A 14,884-nucleotide genomic window follows, 5' to 3' on the forward strand; every position below is an offset into this window, starting at 1 on the left:
CGGAGAAAGACTTCGAGTTGATCTCGCCCGTTGCCACCCTGGTGAACGTACTCGTAGTTAATGATACGAAGATTCCGGTTGCCAACGTCAAGGATTTTATTGCGCATGTGAAGGGAAAGCCGGGCGCGATTAGCTATTCGTCGGTGGGCCTCGGCTCCTCCCAGCATCTGGCGGCGGCCTATTTCGACATCGTCGCCGGCACCCGCATGGTCCATGTGAACTACCGATCAGGCAGCCAGATCGCGCTTGATCTCGTTTCGGGCGATGTGCCCGTCAGCTTCCAACTCATTCCCAATGTTATCGCGCAGCTACAAGCGGGCCAGATAAAGGCACTGGCAGTCACCACTAAGACGCGCAGCAAGTCGCTGCCGGATGTTCAGACCATGACTGAGGCCGGCGTCGAGAACTACGAGTCCTATGCCTGGTTCGGTATCGCTGCCCCGAAAGGCACGCCGCCGGCCATCCTTGAACGGATGAGCAAGGAAATCCGCCTCGCGGTCGCTGACCCTGCCGTGCAGAAGCGGCTCATCGACATCGGGGTCGAGCCCCACAGCAGTTCGCCCGCTGAGTTCAAGAGCTTCCTCGCAGAGGAAATCGTGAAATGGTCCGGCATCATCAAGGATGCCGGCATCAAGCCCAACTGACGGCCCGCGACGAGGCGGAAGCCTCCTCTACGCGCCAGCATTTGGTGACGCTCCCTGCTAGATCGGCCAACAGTTCCGCAACCCAGTTGGGGACGCGCTCCTCGGTCCGGTGCGGTGCATGGCCGACACGACGCAGGACGCGCGTGAAGGCCGCCCCGGACACGGCCTCATGCGTCGCCTCGACGTGGGCCAGGCTGCCGAAGGGGTCTTCATCCCCCTGGAGCAACAGCAGCGGCGCTCGGATCGAGGGCAGCAGCGGCAGGACCGTCCAGTCAGCAAAAGCGGGCGACAGCCAGATCTCGCTCCAGGCGCGGAAAGCGCCCTGTGGATCGCAATGATTGCGGGCAAGCGCCTTGAGGAAGGCCGGATCGTTAGCGAAGCGCTCCGCCATCGCGCGAACGCCGGCAAGAGTCTGCGGTTCGGCAAAGACATGCGGTGCCTCGGCAACCGCAGCCTCGACCAGATCAGGACGCTGCGCCGCCGCGATCAGGGCGATCGTGGCGCCGTCGCTATGACCGTACAGACAAGCCCTCTCCAACCCGAACGACGCCATTATGGCGGGCAGCGTCTCGCAGGCCTCGCGCTGAAGATAGTCGCAGCCGCGTGGCTGGCTCGCGGCGTCGGAGCGCCCGCAACCGGATCGCGAATAGGCCAGTACGGTGCGGCCTGTGGCCTGTCTCAGCGCATCGGGAAAACGTCGCCAGCCATCGGCGTGGCCGAAACCATGATGAAGCAGGATAATCGGCGGCTTCTCGGCACTCATCTCGCCACAGAGCCGATAGTGCAGCCAACGCCCGAGGATGAAACGCTTGGGCATTTACACAGCAATCAGATTCAGCAGCCGCTCGCGATCGGGTTCGCTCTCCGCATCGCCGCTGAAGACGATCCGGCCACGTTCGACGACATGGAAGCGATCGGCGACCGAAAGCGCCTCATGCACGTTCTGTTCGACGAGCAGGATGATCGCCCCTTGCTCGCGCAACTCGCGCACAATCGCGAAGATCTCGGCAACGATCATGGGGGCAAGCCCTTCGCTAGGCTCGTCGATCAGGACGAGGCGCGGCTTGCCGACCATGACTCGGGCCATGGCGAGCATCTGCTGCTCGCCGCCCGAGAGGGTCGTGCCGAGCTGGTGCCGACGCTCGCCGAGCCGGTGGAAGCGGTCATAGATGCCCTCGATCGTCCGCTTTTCGTCACGTGACGAACGGCCCTTCACCTGCAGCAGTCCGAGCGAGAGGTTTTCCTCCACCGTCAGCCCCGGGAAGATACGCCGATCCTCCGGCACGAAGCCGACGCCGGCATGGCAGATGCGGTCGGGCGCCAGACCCTCAAGAGTCTTGCCGTCGAGCCGGATCGCTCCGTGACTGGGCTTGACCCAGCCGGCGATCGTCTTCAGCAGCGTTGTCTTGCCGACTCCGTTGCGGCCGAAGATGCCAATGACCTCGCCCGGCCCTGCGCTCAGGTCGATCCCCTGAATGACGTGGCTCAAGCCGTAGTGGCTGTGCAATCCGCTGATGTCAAGCATGTCAATGATGTCCGAAATAGGCAGCCTGCACGGCCGGGTCGGCGCGCACGACGTCAGGGTGGCCTTCTGCCAGCTTGCGGCCTTGATGCATCACGACGACATAGTCGGAGAGATCCATGACCAGGCCGATATCGTGCTCGATGAGCAGCACGGTGACGTCCTCCGTCAGGCTGCGGACGAGCTTGGCCGTATCGGCGGTGTCGCCATGGCTCATCCCCTGCGTCGGTTCGTCCAGCAGCAGGATCTTTGGCTCCGAGGCGAGACAGACCGCGATCTCGAGGCGACGCTGGTCGCCATGCGACAGGTTGCCGGCCAGTTCGTCACGCCTGTGGGTGAGCTGGAAGCGCTCGAGCATCTGGCTCGTCTTGCTCATAGCCCGCGCAGAGCGACTGATCGGCAGGAACGCGCGCCTAGCTGTCTCGAGAACCTGGGCCGCGAGCCTGATGTTCTCCGCAACCGTGAGCTCAGGAAACAGGCTGGTGATCTGGAACGAGCGCGACAGACCAGCGGCTTTGGTACGCTCGGGGGCCGCTCCGGTCATGTCCACGCCGTCGATCATGACCTGCCCGCGATGGGGCTTCAGCGCACCGCTGATCAAATTGAACAGCGTCGACTTGCCCGCGCCGTTGGGACCGATAACAGTCGTGATCTTGTGGCGCTGCGCCTGGAAACTGACCTGATCGACTGCCTTCAGGCCACCGAAGGAAATGCCGAGGTCGCGAATGTCGAGGACGGGCGTGATCACGAGACGCTCCCAGATTTGACGGCGATGGGGGACAGGCCTGCCGGCTCCGCGCTGGCCGGAGGAGTCTGCGTCCGGCGATTCAGCAGCACCTCGATGCGCGGCCTCACGAGCCCGGCGAGTCCCTTGGGCAGGAACATCACGCACAACATGAAGAGCAGGCCGATCACGATGAGATGGTGCTCCGTCCAGCTACCGATGATTGATTTCAGGATCACCAGCAGGACCGAGCCATAGATGGCGCCGATCAGCGTGCCGACGCCGCCGAGCACGACGGAGATGACGGCGTTGCCGGAGGTAGCGAAGAACATCAGCTCCGGCGAGACGAAGCCGCGCAGCATCGGGTAGAGCGCACCCGACAGACCCGCGATCAGCCCGGCCAGAACATAGGCCGCCATGCGCGCCTGCCAGACCGAATAGCCAAGGAAGGGCACGCGCCGCTCATTGGCTTTCAGTGCCGTCAAGACGCGGCCGAAAGGCGTGTCGAGCAGGTAGGCCGTCAGAGCGTAGAGGCCCATGATGAACGCAAGCACGAGCAGGAAGAAGCCAGCCGGATTGGCGGCGGAAACCGAAAACGGCCCGAGCCCGATCTCGATGACAGGAATGCCGATCATGCCATCGGAGGCACCGAGTTCGCGGGTGTTGTAGACGACCTTCGCCATGACCTGCGCCAGGCCGAAGGTGATCAGCGCGAAATAGACGCCGCGCACCCGGTTGGCGATCAGCCCTCCGATGATGGCGGCGACCAGCGTCGCCGCCAGAGCCGCGCCCATGGCGAGCCAGAAGGACGGGACCTTCATCAGCGTCAGAGCCGAGACATAGGCGCCGATGCCGAAATACAGCGCCTGGCCCAGCGAGAGCGCGCCAGAGTATCCCAACAGCAGATCGACCGAGAGCGCGAGGCCCGCGAAAATCAGCGCCTCGGTGCCGAGCCGCAGATAGAAGGTGTCGCCGGTCGCAGCGCCCATGGCGGCCAGCCCGATCGAAACCAGGACGAAGAGCAGCGCGAGCAGATGGCTCGCCCGCATGGATTGCGTCAGCCGGTCATGCATGGCCGAGCCTCCCGAAAAGGCCCTGCGGCCGGAACATGAGAAAAGCGACCATGGTCCCGAACACGATCGGATCGGTCCAGACCGGCGAGATCACGAGGCTCGCCAGTGCCTGGACCTGAGTCAGCAGCAGTCCTGCGACGACGGCGCCCCAGATCGAGCCCATGCCGCCGACGATGACGACGGTGAAGGCGAGCAGGATGAAGTCCCGCCCCATCGTCGGGAAGACCGAGTAGATCGGTGCGAGCAGGACGCCGGCGAGCCCGGCGAGGCCGACACCGAAGGCGAAGGTGCCGGCGTAGACAAGCGAAACGGGGACGCCGAGGGAGGCCGCCATGTTGCGGTCGAAAGCGGCGGCGCGGACCATGGCGCCCAGCCTCGTCCTGTAGACGACATAGGCGACCGCCAGCACGATAGCGGCGCCGATCAGGATCAGGAAGAGCCGGTAGTTCGGCAGTATGATGCCGAGGATCTCGGTCGCACCCGGGATCGGGGTGGGCGGACGCTGCGTGTTGGCGCCGAAGATGATCTTCAGCACATCCTCGACGATGAGCCCGAGGCCGAAGGTCACGAGCAGCGTCGTGACATGGCGGTCCTTCGAGTCGAACACCGGCCGGATCAGCAGGCGCTCTGCGGCCATGCCGAGCGGAACCATCAGGACCGGCACAAGCACGAGCAGGAACCAGAAGCCGATTCCGGCTGCGGCGAGCGCCAGCGCAGCATAGGCGCCTATGGCGTAGAATTCGCCATGGCTCATATTGATGACGTCGAGCATGCCGAAGATGATCGTCAGCCCCAGCGCCACGAGAACGACCGCGACCCCGAGCGCGAGCCCGTTCACGACCTGCGGAGCGAGGACGAATTGAAGATAGTCGATTGGGGTCATGGCGGTGCCTCTATGCGGTAGGCCGCGCGAAGCCCCTCTCCACGCGGAGAGGGGAACAGGTCGCGGAGCTCAGAAGCGGGCGCAGGCGTCCGGCCCGATCGCATTCTCGGCGGGGACGTTGTCGATGATGTCGAACTTGCCCTTGTTGACGCGCACGACATACATCGGCTGCATCGCCTGGTGATCGCCGGCGCGGATGCTCTTGGCCCCCTGCGGGGTCTGCCAGGTCAGGCCACGCAGCGCTTCGCGGACCTTGTCGGTCTCGGTCGAGCCCGCTTTCTCGACGGCCGCCTTGTAGGCGAAGAGCAGGCCGTAGCTGTCGGCGCCGTAAAGATCCGGATCCGTCTTGTTGGCCTCGCGGAAGGCGGCGACGAACTTCTTGTTCTCGGGGCTTTCGATCTGCGGCGAATAGCCGACGCCGGTAGCGAAGCCCTCGGCTGCAGCGCCGATCGCCGTGATGTTCTGGGAGGTCACGGTTCCGGACGCCCCGACCACTGTCAGGCCTGAGAGCAGTCCGAAGTCCTGAAGCTGCGTCAGCAGGCGCACCGTGTCGTTGCCGGCGACGGAGGTGTAGACGACCTGCGGCCGCGTAGCACGGATTTGGCCGAAATATTGGGTGTAGTCCTTGGAATCGAGCGGTGCGAACACCTCGCCACCGGTCTGCGCGCCGGATTTCTCGGCACTCGATTTGAAGGCCGCCACCGTGGAGCGGCCCATCTCGTAGTCGGGACCGAGATAGAAGACCCTTGCCTTGGGCTTCTCCTTCGCGAGCCAGGCAGCAAGTGCGACCGATTGCTGTTCGGCGCGTGCATTAACGCGGAACATGTTGGGCGAACACTTGTCGGTGGTGATCGAGTCCGCAAAGGACACCGTCGTCGCCGCGAGCTTGCCATTGCGCTCGGCGAGCTGGGCGACGGCGAGTGTCGAGCCCGAATTGACCGTGCCCGTCAGGAAGTCGACCTTCTCCACCTGGAAGAGCTTCTCGGCCTTCTGCACGGCCACGGAGGGGTTGGCCTCCTCGTCTTCGAAGACCAACGAAACCTGGCGGCCGGCAATTCCGCCCGCGGCGTTGACCTCCTTCGCAGCGAGCTCGAGGCCCCAGCGCACCTGTTGGCCGATCGGCGTGTAGGTTCCCGAAAGCGGCGTAACCACGCCGATCTTGATCGGACCGCTCTGGGCGAGCGCACTACCCGACAAGGCGGTAACGGCGAGCAGACTGCCGATGAGGGTCTTGATGGTCCCGGATGTCATGGTCGTTTCCCTTTATGTCTTGCTTGTTGTTGTCATCGTGAAGGCTTAGGCAGCCGCGCGGACTGGTTCTCCCGCGCGGGTCTTTATGGCGGTGGTCAGCCTTGCGACGCAGACGAGCCGATCGCCGCCGCGCGCGTCGATATGGACCTCCCATTCGTGGGTCTGACGGCCGAGATACAGCGGCCGGGCGGTCGCACGGATCGTCTCGCCCGGGCTTAGGAGCCGGCAATGATTGGCCTTGATGTCGAGCCCGCAGACGCTGTGCGTTTCGGCCTCGACCGCCATCTGGCTCGCCAGCGTGGCAACCGCTTCGGCAAGGGTAAGAGCGACGCCAGCCTGCATCAGGCCTACGCCCTGCACCTGCGCCGGAAGAACGGAAAGGTCCGCCGACAACCAGTCGGCCCCGATCTCAATGAAGCGAATGCCGAGCTGCTCTGCGAACGTCCCGCGCATCAGCAACGCAAGATCATCGAGCGACCAGGCAGTCTTCCACAGTGTTTCGGGGCGCTGCATGGAATCAGCTTCCGATGAACTTCGGCGCGCGCTTGGCGTGGAAGGCCTCGACGCCCTCGCGGAAGTCGTCCGACTGGCGCAGGCGGCTGTAGCAGTGACCCTCGAGCTCGATCGCAATCGAGAGGGTCGAATCCTCGGTATCGTTGAGGAGCTTCTTGGCGGTGCGCTGCGCCATCGGCGAGAAGCCGCGCAGTTCCTCGACCAGCCGGTCCGTCGCCGCTTCCAGTTCGCTGTCGGGCACGCATTCTGTCGCCACGCCCCAGTCATAGGCCTGTCGACCGGGAATGCGCTTCGAACGCATCACGATGTCCTTGGTGCGGGTGATCCCGACCATCTTCTGCAGCCGGGCCGAGCCTCCGGAACCGGGGATCTGGCCGAGTTTCTGCTCGGGCAGCGCGTATTGGCAGGTTTCCGAGACGATGCGGAAATCGCAGGCGAGCGAGATCTCGAAGCCGACGCCGAAGGCATAGCCGCGATTGGCGACGACCACCGGCTTGGCGCAGCGCGCCGGCGCGGCGATGTTCCAGGCAAGCTTCGAGACATGCTCTGGCGAGGCATCGAGGAAGCCCTTGATGTAGCCGCCCGAGGAGAAGTTCTCACCAACGGCGCGCAGCACGATCACGCGGACGCGGTCGTCCTCATCGAGCGCTTCGAAGACCTTTCGCAACTGGTCGCGCTGCGGCATCGAGATCACGTTCATCGGCGGGCGGTTGAGGATGATGTCGGCACGCTCACGAGCCGCATCGATCTCGACGGTGAAGCCATCCAGATCGATCAGGGCCGGGTGGATCGGGGTGACGGCGTTCATGAGAAACCTTTCTTTGGCGAATGTGCTGATCAGGGTTTTGAGATCTTGAATTGCGATCTCAGGCAGCGGCGCTGCCGGAGGACTCGGGCTCGAACTCGCCTGCGACGAGTTGGCGACGCAGCAGCTTGCCGACGGGCGACTTCGGGATCGCCTTGACGAATTCAAAGCGGCGCGGCCGCTTGAAGTTGGCGAGCCCCGTCGCCTTGCAATGGGCATCGAGCTCTTCGGCTGTGACCGCGCCCTTACGCTGGACGAAGGCGACGACGACCTTGCCCCAGCGCTCGTCGGGCAGGCCGACGACCGCAACCTCCAACACGCCGGGATGCAGCGACAGGCAGCTCTCGATCTCGACCGGCGAGACGTTCTCGCCCCCGGTGATGATCATGTCGTCGACGCGGCCGGAGACGTAGAGATCACCGTCGGCGTCGAAATATCCGGTGTCGCCCGTGAAATACCAGCCGTCGCGCAGCGACTTGGCGTCGGCTTCGGGGCGCTTCCAGTAGCCCTCGAAAGCCTCGTCGCTCGCGGCGAGCGCGACGATCTCGCCCTCCTCGCCGGGCGCTGCGATTTCATGGGCCGATTTCGCCCCGAGCTTGACCACCCGGATCAACTGGTTGAGGCCGGCCTTGCCGGCCGAGCCCGGCTTTTCAGCGGCTTTCTGGTTGATGGTGAAGGTGTAGATTTCCGACGAACCGTAATGGTTGACGAAGAGCTCGGGGGAGAAGGCGTCCGTCAGCTGGCCGAGCAGACCGTCCGTCATCGGCGCGCCGGCGAAGCCGAGCTTGCGGACGCTGGAGACGTTGGTCTGCGCGAAGCGCGGGTGGTGGACGACGTCATGATACAGCGTCGGCACAAGGTAGAGGTTGCTGATGCCCTCCGCCTCGATCAGCTCCAGTGCCCTGGTCACGTCGAAGCGCGGCAGGCAGACGAAGACGCCGCCGATCAGCGACATGGCGATGAGCGAGCGCACGCCCATGGTGTGATAGAGCGGCATCACGCCAAGCGTGCGTTCGCCGCGGCCATAGAGGTTCTGGGCGACGTGGGCGAGGCCCGCCATGCGCTCGGCCCGGTGCCGGCGCGGTACGCCCTTGGGCTTGGCGGTGGTGCCCGACGTGTAAAGCATCAGCGACAGTGCGTCGGCCGCCACGCGCGGCTTGGCAACGGGCGCCGCTACCGCGATCATTTCGGCGAAGGTCAGTTCGGCCCGCCCGGCATCGGCGCCGACAGCAATCCGCGGGATTGCGACCGCCCTTTGGCTTTCGGTCATCGACTGGCTTGCGACGGCCTCGAAGGCGATGGCCTTGGCGTCGCAGTTCTCCAGAACGAAGTCGATCTCATCTGGCTTCGCGCGCCAGTTGATCGGCGTGATCGTCAGCCCGGCAAACTGGCAGGCCCAGTGCAGGCTCGCCGCTTCCCAGCGGTTCTGGAGCACGGTGACGAGGTGATCGCCGGCTTTCAGGCCCATGCCATCGAATGCAGAGACCAGCGACGAAATTTTGTCGAGCCAATGCGCATAGGTCAGGCGGACGTCGCCGTCGACGATGGCAAGCGCATCGGGGTCCCGTGCCGCGCTCGCCATGAAGCTGGTGCCGAGGTCAAACATTGGCAGGCTCCCGAGCCTGAGAGTGCGGCGCAGGCTCGCCCCGCAGGATGGCAGCGGCCTCGAGCGCCGCCCTGATGATGGGGGTGTAGCCGGTGCAGCGGCAGAGATGGCCACCGACGACCTCGCGCAGCGCCTGCTCGCTGGGGGCCGGCTCCTCGCGCAGATAGGCGTCGAGCGAAACCAGGATGCCTGCGGTGCAGAAGCCGCATTGCAGCGCATGATGGCGCCGGAACGCAGCCTGCATCACCGAAAGTCTATCCTGACCAGGCGCAAGCCCCTCGACCGTGGCAACGTCGCGGCCTTCGAGCTGGACTGCGAGCGTGAGACACGCGCGGGCAGGTTGGCCGTCGATCTGGATCGTGCAGGCACCGCAGACGCCGTGCTCGCAGCCGACATGAGTGCCGGTCGCGCCCAAGCCATGGCGCAGGGCGTCGGTCGCAAGCAGGCGCGGCTCGGCCTCCAGCGAGACCGGTTTGCCGTTCAGCGTGAAGCCGACACGGTGGCGGCTTGCGGCGTTCAGGCGCGGCATCGCTTGGCCTCCTCGATCGTGGACAGGCCGAGCGAGCGCACGAGGTCGCGCCGCAGCCGCGCGGTGGCGTGGAGATCCTCGCGGGCATCGAGTTCCCAGGCGAAGACGTTCAGCGCGTCGGTGAGCGCAGAACCGTCGAGCAGGGGAAAGCTGCGGCGCTCGGGCTTGTCGGCGACGCCGGCGACAGCGAGATGGATCGCGTCGCCCGTCACGACTGCTGCGCAGCCGACGATGGCGAAGTCGCCATGGCGGCGCGCGACCTCGCGGAAGGCGTAGCCGCTTCCTGGTTTGGCGGCGGGAAAAGCGACGGCCTCGATCAGCTCGTCATCGCCCCTGTCGGTCACCATCATGCCGCCGAAGAATTCGCTCGCCTTCACGCTGCGCCGCTTGCGGCGCGAACGCAGCCGGATCTCGCCATCGAGCGCGACGAGGCAGAGTGGGATCTCGGCGCTGGGATCGGCATGGGCGACCGAGCCGCAGACCGTACCTCGTGCACGAGTCTGGTAATGGCCGAGCCAGGGCAGCGCTGCCGCCAGCAGAGGCTGTTCGCCGGCAAGGCCCGGACGCCTCATCAGTACGGCCTGACGGACGCCGGCCGACACCACGGTCGCATCACCCTCGCGCCCGATCCGGTCGAGCCCAGCGATGTTCATGATGTCGATCAGCACCGACGGCTTGGCGAGGCGCATGTTCAACATCGGCAGCAGCGATTGGCCGCCAGCGATGATACGAGCATCGGAACCGTGCTTGTCGAGCGCCTCGAGCACCTCCGTGAGGTCGCCGGCCCGAATGTAGTCGAAGGCTGCGGGCTTCATGCGTACCTCCGCAACAGGCGGGCGAAAAAGCCTGGCCGGGAGGGCGAGGCCTTACGCGCCAATGCCGCGAAGAACTGGCCGATGATGGCCTTGGCGGCGCCGTCAAGAAGCCGGCCTCCGATCGCGGCGACCTTGCCACCGACGGCCGCCTCATAGGTGTAGGCGATGAGCGTGCCACCGCCCTCGCCCGGCGACAGCATCACGCGGCCCGAGCCGCCGCCGGTGCCGAGCGCACCCGAGACCGAGCCGGTCAGGGTCGCGGCCTGCGGCGCGACGAGATTGGAGAGCTTGATCTCGGCCTTGTAGCGGCCCTTCACGGGACCGACGCCCAGCGTGACATCGGCCTTGAAATGCGTGTCCGACAGCTTCTTGACGCCGTGACAGCCGGGGATGATCGAGGCGAGCGTGTCGACATCGAGCAGCATCGCCCAGACCGCGTCCGGCCCCGCTGCAACCTTGGCCTGCCCTTCGCCACGCAAAGCGCGGTCACCGGGCTTTGCCGTCACGGCAGTCTTCGCGGCCGTCCGATGGGATGCGGGAAGCGAAGGCTCAGGCGCGGCGACAAGGGCGGCGACCCTGGCAGGCGTCAGCGGAAGGTCGAGTTGCGCGACGCCGAGCGCGTCGGCGACCGCATTGGCAAGGCAGACCGGCGTCGACATGCAATTGCCTTCGCCGACGCCCTTGGCGCCGAGCGGCGTGAAGGGCGACGGCGTCTCGATATGCAGAATGTCGATATCGGGCGTCTCGGTCGCCGTTGGGAGCAGGTAGTCGGCGAAGGTGCCGGTCAGGAAGGCACCGTCAGCGGCATAGGCGAGTTCCTCGTAGAACGTCGCACCCAGCGCCTGGGCGAAGCCGCCCCGGATCTGTCCGTCGACCATGCCGGGATGCAGGATCCGTCCACAGTCATGCATGGTGACGTAGCGGTCGATGCGGACCTTGCCGCTTCCGGGCTCGACCTCGACACCGGCCATATCGAAGATGAAGCCGTGGCAAAGCGATGAATTGACCTGATCGTCCTCGCTCGGCGCAGACAGCTCGGGCGGCGTCCAGAAGGCAGTCTCGCGGATCGCCTGGTCGATACCGGCGGGCAGCAGCGCCGGCGACCAGTGGCTCAACGCCGCGACGCGGCCGAATGGGATCGTCTTGTCGGGTTGGCCCTTGGCGAAGACCGCGCCACCGGCGAATCCGATCTGACCTGGATCGGCACCCAGCTGGCTTGCCGCGATCAAGCCGAGCTTGTCGCGCAGGCGGGTGGCGGCGAGATGGGCAGTGCCGGCGACAGCGGCGGCGAAGCGGCTGGAGTAGTTGCCCGAGGCGATCGACCAGGCGTCCTTGCCCGTATCGAGATCGGCGACGATACGGACGTCATGGTGCGACAGGCCGAAAACATCGGCGACGACCTGCGCCAGCACGGTGCGGTGGCCCTGGCCCTGCGGCACCGAAGCGACATGGACGCTGACCGAGCCGACCGGATCGAGCGACACCGTCGCGGTGGCCTGGGCACCGTTCTTCGGCCCGGCCTTTTTCCGCTCGGCGGCGGTCAGAACAGTGGTGATGTAGCCCATATTGGAGACGCTGGGTTCGACAGCAGCGGCAAAGCCGATGCCGTAGCGCCTGCCGGCGGCACGGGCGGCATCGCGACGAGCCTCAAGCTCGGCGAGCCGGCCCTCGGCCAAGGCGAGGTCGAAGGCCTGGACGTAGTCGCCGGAATCGTAGAGCGCGCCCGAGGCCGTGCGATAGGGAAAGGCGCCGAACGGAATCAGGTTGGCGCGGATCACCTTGAGCGGATCGAGCCCGAGCTCGACCGCGATCCGTTGCATCAGCCGCTCCAGCGCGTAGTAGACCTGCGGGCCGCCAAAGCCGCGCACGAGACCCGTCGGAGCCTTGTTCGTCAGCACGACGCGGTTGCGGATGGCGAGATTCCGGATGTCGTAGGCCCCGGTCATGTTGCCATGCATGCGGTAGAGCGTGGCAGGCTCGGGGGCGCGCGGATACGCGCCGCAATCCTCGACCTGATCCCAGTCCAGCGCGGTGATGCGGCCCTCCGCCGTGACGGCGGCCTTCAAGGTCGTGACGCGGTTGGTGGCGGCGACGGCCGCGCCCAGATGTTCGAGCCGGTCCTCGATCCATTTCACCGGCCGGCCGGCAATGCGCGCGGCAATGCCGATCAGTACGGCGTAGGGCGCGACGCCCTGCTTGACGCCGAAGCTGCCGCCCGAATCCGGCGGCATGCGCAACCGCAGGCGGTTGCCGGGAACCTTCAGGCAGCGCGCAAGCACCGCATGGATGCTGAAGGGGCCCTGGAAATTGGCGAGGATGTCGTAGGCGTCTTCATGAGGATCGTATTCGGCGACGACGCCAAAGGTCTCCATCGGCGCGCCGGTGTTGCGCGGATAGGCGATGGAGACGGAAACCTGATGCTCGGCTTTGGCGAAGGCCGCCTCAGGGTCGCCGTAGCGAAAATGCCGGTCGCTGACGAGGTTGGCGCCAGCTCTCTCATGCAGCAACGGCGCGTCAGGCTCGAGAGTCGCGAGCGTATCGACGACGCAGGGCAGCGCGCTGTATTCGACCTCGACCGCGTCGACTGCGTCCTCGGCGAGATAACGATCCTGCGCCACCACGATGGCGACGGGCTCGCCGACATAGCGCGCGCGCTCGACTGCCATCGGCCAGTTCTCGACCGCGACCTTGAGGCCCGCGACCATGGGCGCAGTGAGCTTTGCAAGGTCGCGACCGGTGATGACGGCCACGACGCCGGGCATGGCGGCAGCAGCGGTAATGTCGATCCCGAGAATGTCGGCATGCGCGTGAGGCGAGCGCAGAATCGCCGCCTGGAGGGTACCGGGCCTCGTGCCGAGATCGTCAACGAAACGCCCGCGGCCGGTCAGCAGAGCCGCGTCCTCGACGCGCTCCACAGATTGACCGGTCCACGAAATGGTTTCGATTTTCACTGACGTCTGCTCCCGAGGACGCTCTTGAGAACGGCGTCTGGGAGCTAGGTTCTGCGATCAGGCGTGGCGGCGCGATCCCGCGGAGTCTCGCGGCTTACCGAAAAGTCTCAAAATCGAGGAAATCCAGGACAGTGCAGAACTACGCCGGGATTACGCCCCCGGCGGGCGAGCGCGATCAGCGGCCGAGTCGAGCGACCTGGCGAAACTCGCTCGGGGCGACGCTGCAATGGTCGCGGAAGAAGCGTGTGAAGTGCGCTGGGGCACTGAAGCCGAGCCGGTTTCCGATTGTCGAGAAGGTCTCGTCGCCCTCGACGATTGCTCCCACAGCCAGCTCGACCTTGAGCACGTTCAGGAAGACATGCGGCGTCACGCCAACCGAATCCTCGAAGATGCGGAAGAAATGCGCTCGCGAAAGGCCGGATTCCCTAGCAAGCTTGTCGATGCTGTGCGAGGCTGCAGGGTTGGATCGCATCAGCGAGATGGCCCGGCCGACACGCCAGTCGACCGCGTTGGAGCGGGCGATCTCGCGCAGCGAAGCGCCAATCGAGCGCCAGGGCGTGAAGCGCTCGATCACGGCGATCATCAGTTCCGAGAGCAGATGCTCCTGCCGCCGCGACGCGCCGGGTTCGTGCACCATCTCGGCGGCAAGATCGAGCGCGGTCTGGCGAATATGGGCCGTGACTTCCCCGGCAGAGTGCTCGAAGAAGCCGGGCGCACCGCTGGCGGCCCAGTTCGGCCGGAAGCTGCGAAGCCAGTCCGGCTCGATATAGAGCGCCAGGATCAGAGCGTTCTTGCGCCTGGGGTCATGGATATAGGCGTGCGGCTCCCAGGCGTTGACCAGCACCGCGAGATCCCCTGTCAGCGGGGCGACATGGTCGCCAACGAGAAACTGGGTGTCGTCGCCATCCACCTTGAGCAGGACATGGCAATGGGGATGCGCGTGCCGGACCAGGCTCCGGTCCATGTCCAGCAGCGCCACCCGTCCGAAAGCTCCATGCGCGATGCGCAAGGCATCCGACATGCCGTTTCCTCGCCCAGGCTGATTTTCAGCTCATTGTCTTTCAGGCGATAATGTAGTGGCCGGCTCCCGGCCACCGCAAGGGGGCCCCTCGTTGGGTGCAACAGATAGCAGCCCTCGTATCGGCTTGCTTTCGCAAGCCGCGCTAGCAGTTCGAGACGATGAAGCATGTCAACATCGTGCCGCCCGGACGGATGCGCGCCGGTTTGTTTCAGGCGCTGGCGCAGCAGCAGCTGAAGCGCGACGTCGCGATCTCCGTGACCAACTTCTTCGCGGCAGCCGAGATGGTAGCGGTGACCGACTATTGCGCCACCCTGCCCTCGCTCATCTGCCGACAGCTGATGCACGACCCCCGGCTGAAGGTCCTGCCCGCCCCGTTCGACCTCGGCAGCTTTCCTGTCGAGATGGCCTGGCACGTCCGTTACCGCCACGATCCCGCCCACCGCTGGCTACGGGCGCTGATCGGCGAAGTCATCACCGACTTCAAGGACAAGACGGCAGCAACAGCCATGACGTCGCCAACGTGATGGACTTCATTCGGCCGGGCGAC

General features: G+C 65.5%; 13 protein-coding genes and 2 pseudogenes. 2 read left to right on the plus strand and 13 right to left on the minus strand.

The annotated features are described in order from the left end of the window. Nucleotides 1–2: 2 nt before the first annotated feature. A pseudogene (locus OCUBac02_RS22535) lies at nt 3–644 on the plus strand (Bug family tripartite tricarboxylate transporter substrate binding protein); the annotation flags it as partial. On the opposite strand, the gene OCUBac02_RS22540 reads toward OCUBac02_RS22535, so the two are convergent. From OCUBac02_RS22540 to OCUBac02_RS22600, 13 genes are all read right to left on the minus strand, one after another. Next, a complete protein-coding gene (locus OCUBac02_RS22540) occupies nt 631–1,461 on the minus strand; it encodes an alpha/beta fold hydrolase (protein WP_173048866.1) in 831 nt (276 codons plus the stop codon). The pseudogene OCUBac02_RS22535 and the gene OCUBac02_RS22540 sit on opposite strands and share 14 nt — an antisense overlap. After that, nucleotides 1,462–2,169: an ABC transporter ATP-binding protein gene (locus OCUBac02_RS22545; protein WP_173048868.1), complete on the minus strand. Its 708-nt coding sequence runs from the start codon at nt 2,167–2,169 to the stop codon at nt 1,462–1,464. It lies immediately after the preceding gene. Nucleotide 2,170: 1 nt separating this feature from the next. Then, a complete protein-coding gene (locus OCUBac02_RS22550; protein WP_244639024.1) occupies nt 2,171–2,914 on the minus strand; it encodes an ABC transporter ATP-binding protein in 744 nt (247 codons plus the stop codon). Next, on the minus strand, nt 2,911–3,963 hold the full coding sequence (locus tag OCUBac02_RS22555; protein WP_173048870.1) for a branched-chain amino acid ABC transporter permease: 1,053 nt from the start codon (nt 3,961–3,963) through the stop codon (nt 2,911–2,913). The genes OCUBac02_RS22550 and OCUBac02_RS22555 overlap by 4 nt, the downstream gene beginning before the upstream one ends. Beyond that, a complete protein-coding gene (locus OCUBac02_RS22560; protein WP_173048872.1) occupies nt 3,956–4,846 on the minus strand; it encodes a branched-chain amino acid ABC transporter permease in 891 nt (296 codons plus the stop codon). Before OCUBac02_RS22560 ends, OCUBac02_RS22555 begins: the two co-directional genes overlap by 8 nt. A gap of 69 nt (nt 4,847–4,915) precedes the next feature. Further along, nucleotides 4,916–6,097 carry an ABC transporter substrate-binding protein gene (locus OCUBac02_RS22565; RefSeq protein ID WP_173048874.1) on the minus strand — a complete coding sequence of 394 codons (1,182 nt, stop codon included), beginning with the start codon at nt 6,095–6,097 and terminating at the stop codon, nt 4,916–4,918. A gap of 45 nt (nt 6,098–6,142) precedes the next feature. Further along, entirely contained in the window at nt 6,143–6,610 is a 468-nt protein-coding gene (locus OCUBac02_RS22570) for a hotdog fold thioesterase (RefSeq protein ID WP_173048876.1), read from the minus strand. Between the two features lie 4 nt (nt 6,611–6,614). Then, nucleotides 6,615–7,418: an enoyl-CoA hydratase/isomerase family protein gene (locus tag OCUBac02_RS22575; RefSeq protein WP_173048894.1), complete on the minus strand. Its 804-nt coding sequence runs from the start codon at nt 7,416–7,418 to the stop codon at nt 6,615–6,617. A gap of 58 nt (nt 7,419–7,476) precedes the next feature. Next, complete coding sequence (locus OCUBac02_RS22580; protein WP_173048896.1) at nt 7,477–9,021, minus strand: AMP-binding protein; 1,545 nt, start codon at nt 9,019–9,021, stop codon at nt 7,477–7,479. Further along, nucleotides 9,014–9,550 (minus strand): (2Fe-2S)-binding protein, encoded by a 537-nt coding sequence (locus OCUBac02_RS22585; RefSeq protein ID WP_173048898.1) that lies wholly within the window; start codon nt 9,548–9,550, stop codon nt 9,014–9,016. The genes OCUBac02_RS22580 and OCUBac02_RS22585 overlap by 8 nt, the downstream gene beginning before the upstream one ends. Beyond that, nucleotides 9,538–10,365 carry an FAD binding domain-containing protein gene (locus OCUBac02_RS22590; protein ID WP_173048899.1) on the minus strand — a complete coding sequence of 276 codons (828 nt, stop codon included), beginning with the start codon at nt 10,363–10,365 and terminating at the stop codon, nt 9,538–9,540. Before OCUBac02_RS22590 ends, OCUBac02_RS22585 begins: the two co-directional genes overlap by 13 nt. Then, nucleotides 10,362–13,316 (minus strand): xanthine dehydrogenase family protein molybdopterin-binding subunit, encoded by a 2,955-nt coding sequence (locus OCUBac02_RS22595; RefSeq protein ID WP_173048900.1) that lies wholly within the window; start codon nt 13,314–13,316, stop codon nt 10,362–10,364. The genes OCUBac02_RS22590 and OCUBac02_RS22595 overlap by 4 nt, the downstream gene beginning before the upstream one ends. A gap of 175 nt (nt 13,317–13,491) precedes the next feature. After that, nucleotides 13,492–14,337 (minus strand): helix-turn-helix domain-containing protein, encoded by an 846-nt coding sequence (locus tag OCUBac02_RS22600; RefSeq protein ID WP_173048901.1) that lies wholly within the window; start codon nt 14,335–14,337, stop codon nt 13,492–13,494. A gap of 146 nt (nt 14,338–14,483) precedes the next feature. Between OCUBac02_RS22600 and OCUBac02_RS22605 the strand changes: the two are divergent. Then, nucleotides 14,484–14,861, plus strand: a pseudogene (locus OCUBac02_RS22605) (LysR substrate-binding domain-containing protein); the annotation flags it as partial. Nucleotides 14,862–14,884: the final 23 nt, after the last annotated feature.

This window comes from Bosea sp. ANAM02, from assembly GCF_011764485.1.
Classification (GTDB): domain Bacteria; phylum Pseudomonadota; class Alphaproteobacteria; order Rhizobiales; family Beijerinckiaceae; genus Allobosea.

Bases quoted from the DNA above. Each gene is read 5' to 3' on its own strand.
- OCUBac02_RS22540 (WP_173048866.1), bottom strand. From the start codon at position 1,461: ATGCCCAAGCGTTTCATCCTCGGGCGTTGGCTGCACTATCGGCTCTGT.
- OCUBac02_RS22575 (WP_173048894.1), bottom strand. From the start codon at position 7,418: ATGAACGCCGTCACCCCGATCCACCCGGCCCTGATCGATCTGGATGGC.
- OCUBac02_RS22570 (WP_173048876.1), bottom strand. From the start codon at position 6,610: ATGCAGCGCCCCGAAACACTGTGGAAGACTGCCTGGTCGCTCGATGAT.
- OCUBac02_RS22585 (WP_173048898.1), bottom strand. From the start codon at position 9,550: ATGCCGCGCCTGAACGCCGCAAGCCGCCACCGTGTCGGCTTCACGCTG.
- OCUBac02_RS22590 (WP_173048899.1), bottom strand. From the start codon at position 10,365: ATGAAGCCCGCAGCCTTCGACTACATTCGGGCCGGCGACCTCACGGAG.
- OCUBac02_RS22600 (WP_173048901.1), bottom strand. From the start codon at position 14,337: ATGTCGGATGCCTTGCGCATCGCGCATGGAGCTTTCGGACGGGTGGCG.
- OCUBac02_RS22560 (WP_173048872.1), bottom strand. From the start codon at position 4,846: ATGACCCCAATCGACTATCTTCAATTCGTCCTCGCTCCGCAGGTCGTG.
- OCUBac02_RS22565 (WP_173048874.1), bottom strand. From the start codon at position 6,097: ATGACATCCGGGACCATCAAGACCCTCATCGGCAGTCTGCTCGCCGTT.
- OCUBac02_RS22555 (WP_173048870.1), bottom strand. From the start codon at position 3,963: ATGCATGACCGGCTGACGCAATCCATGCGGGCGAGCCATCTGCTCGCG.
- OCUBac02_RS22580 (WP_173048896.1), bottom strand. From the start codon at position 9,021: ATGTTTGACCTCGGCACCAGCTTCATGGCGAGCGCGGCACGGGACCCC.
- OCUBac02_RS22545 (WP_173048868.1), bottom strand. From the start codon at position 2,169: ATGCTTGACATCAGCGGATTGCACAGCCACTACGGCTTGAGCCACGTC.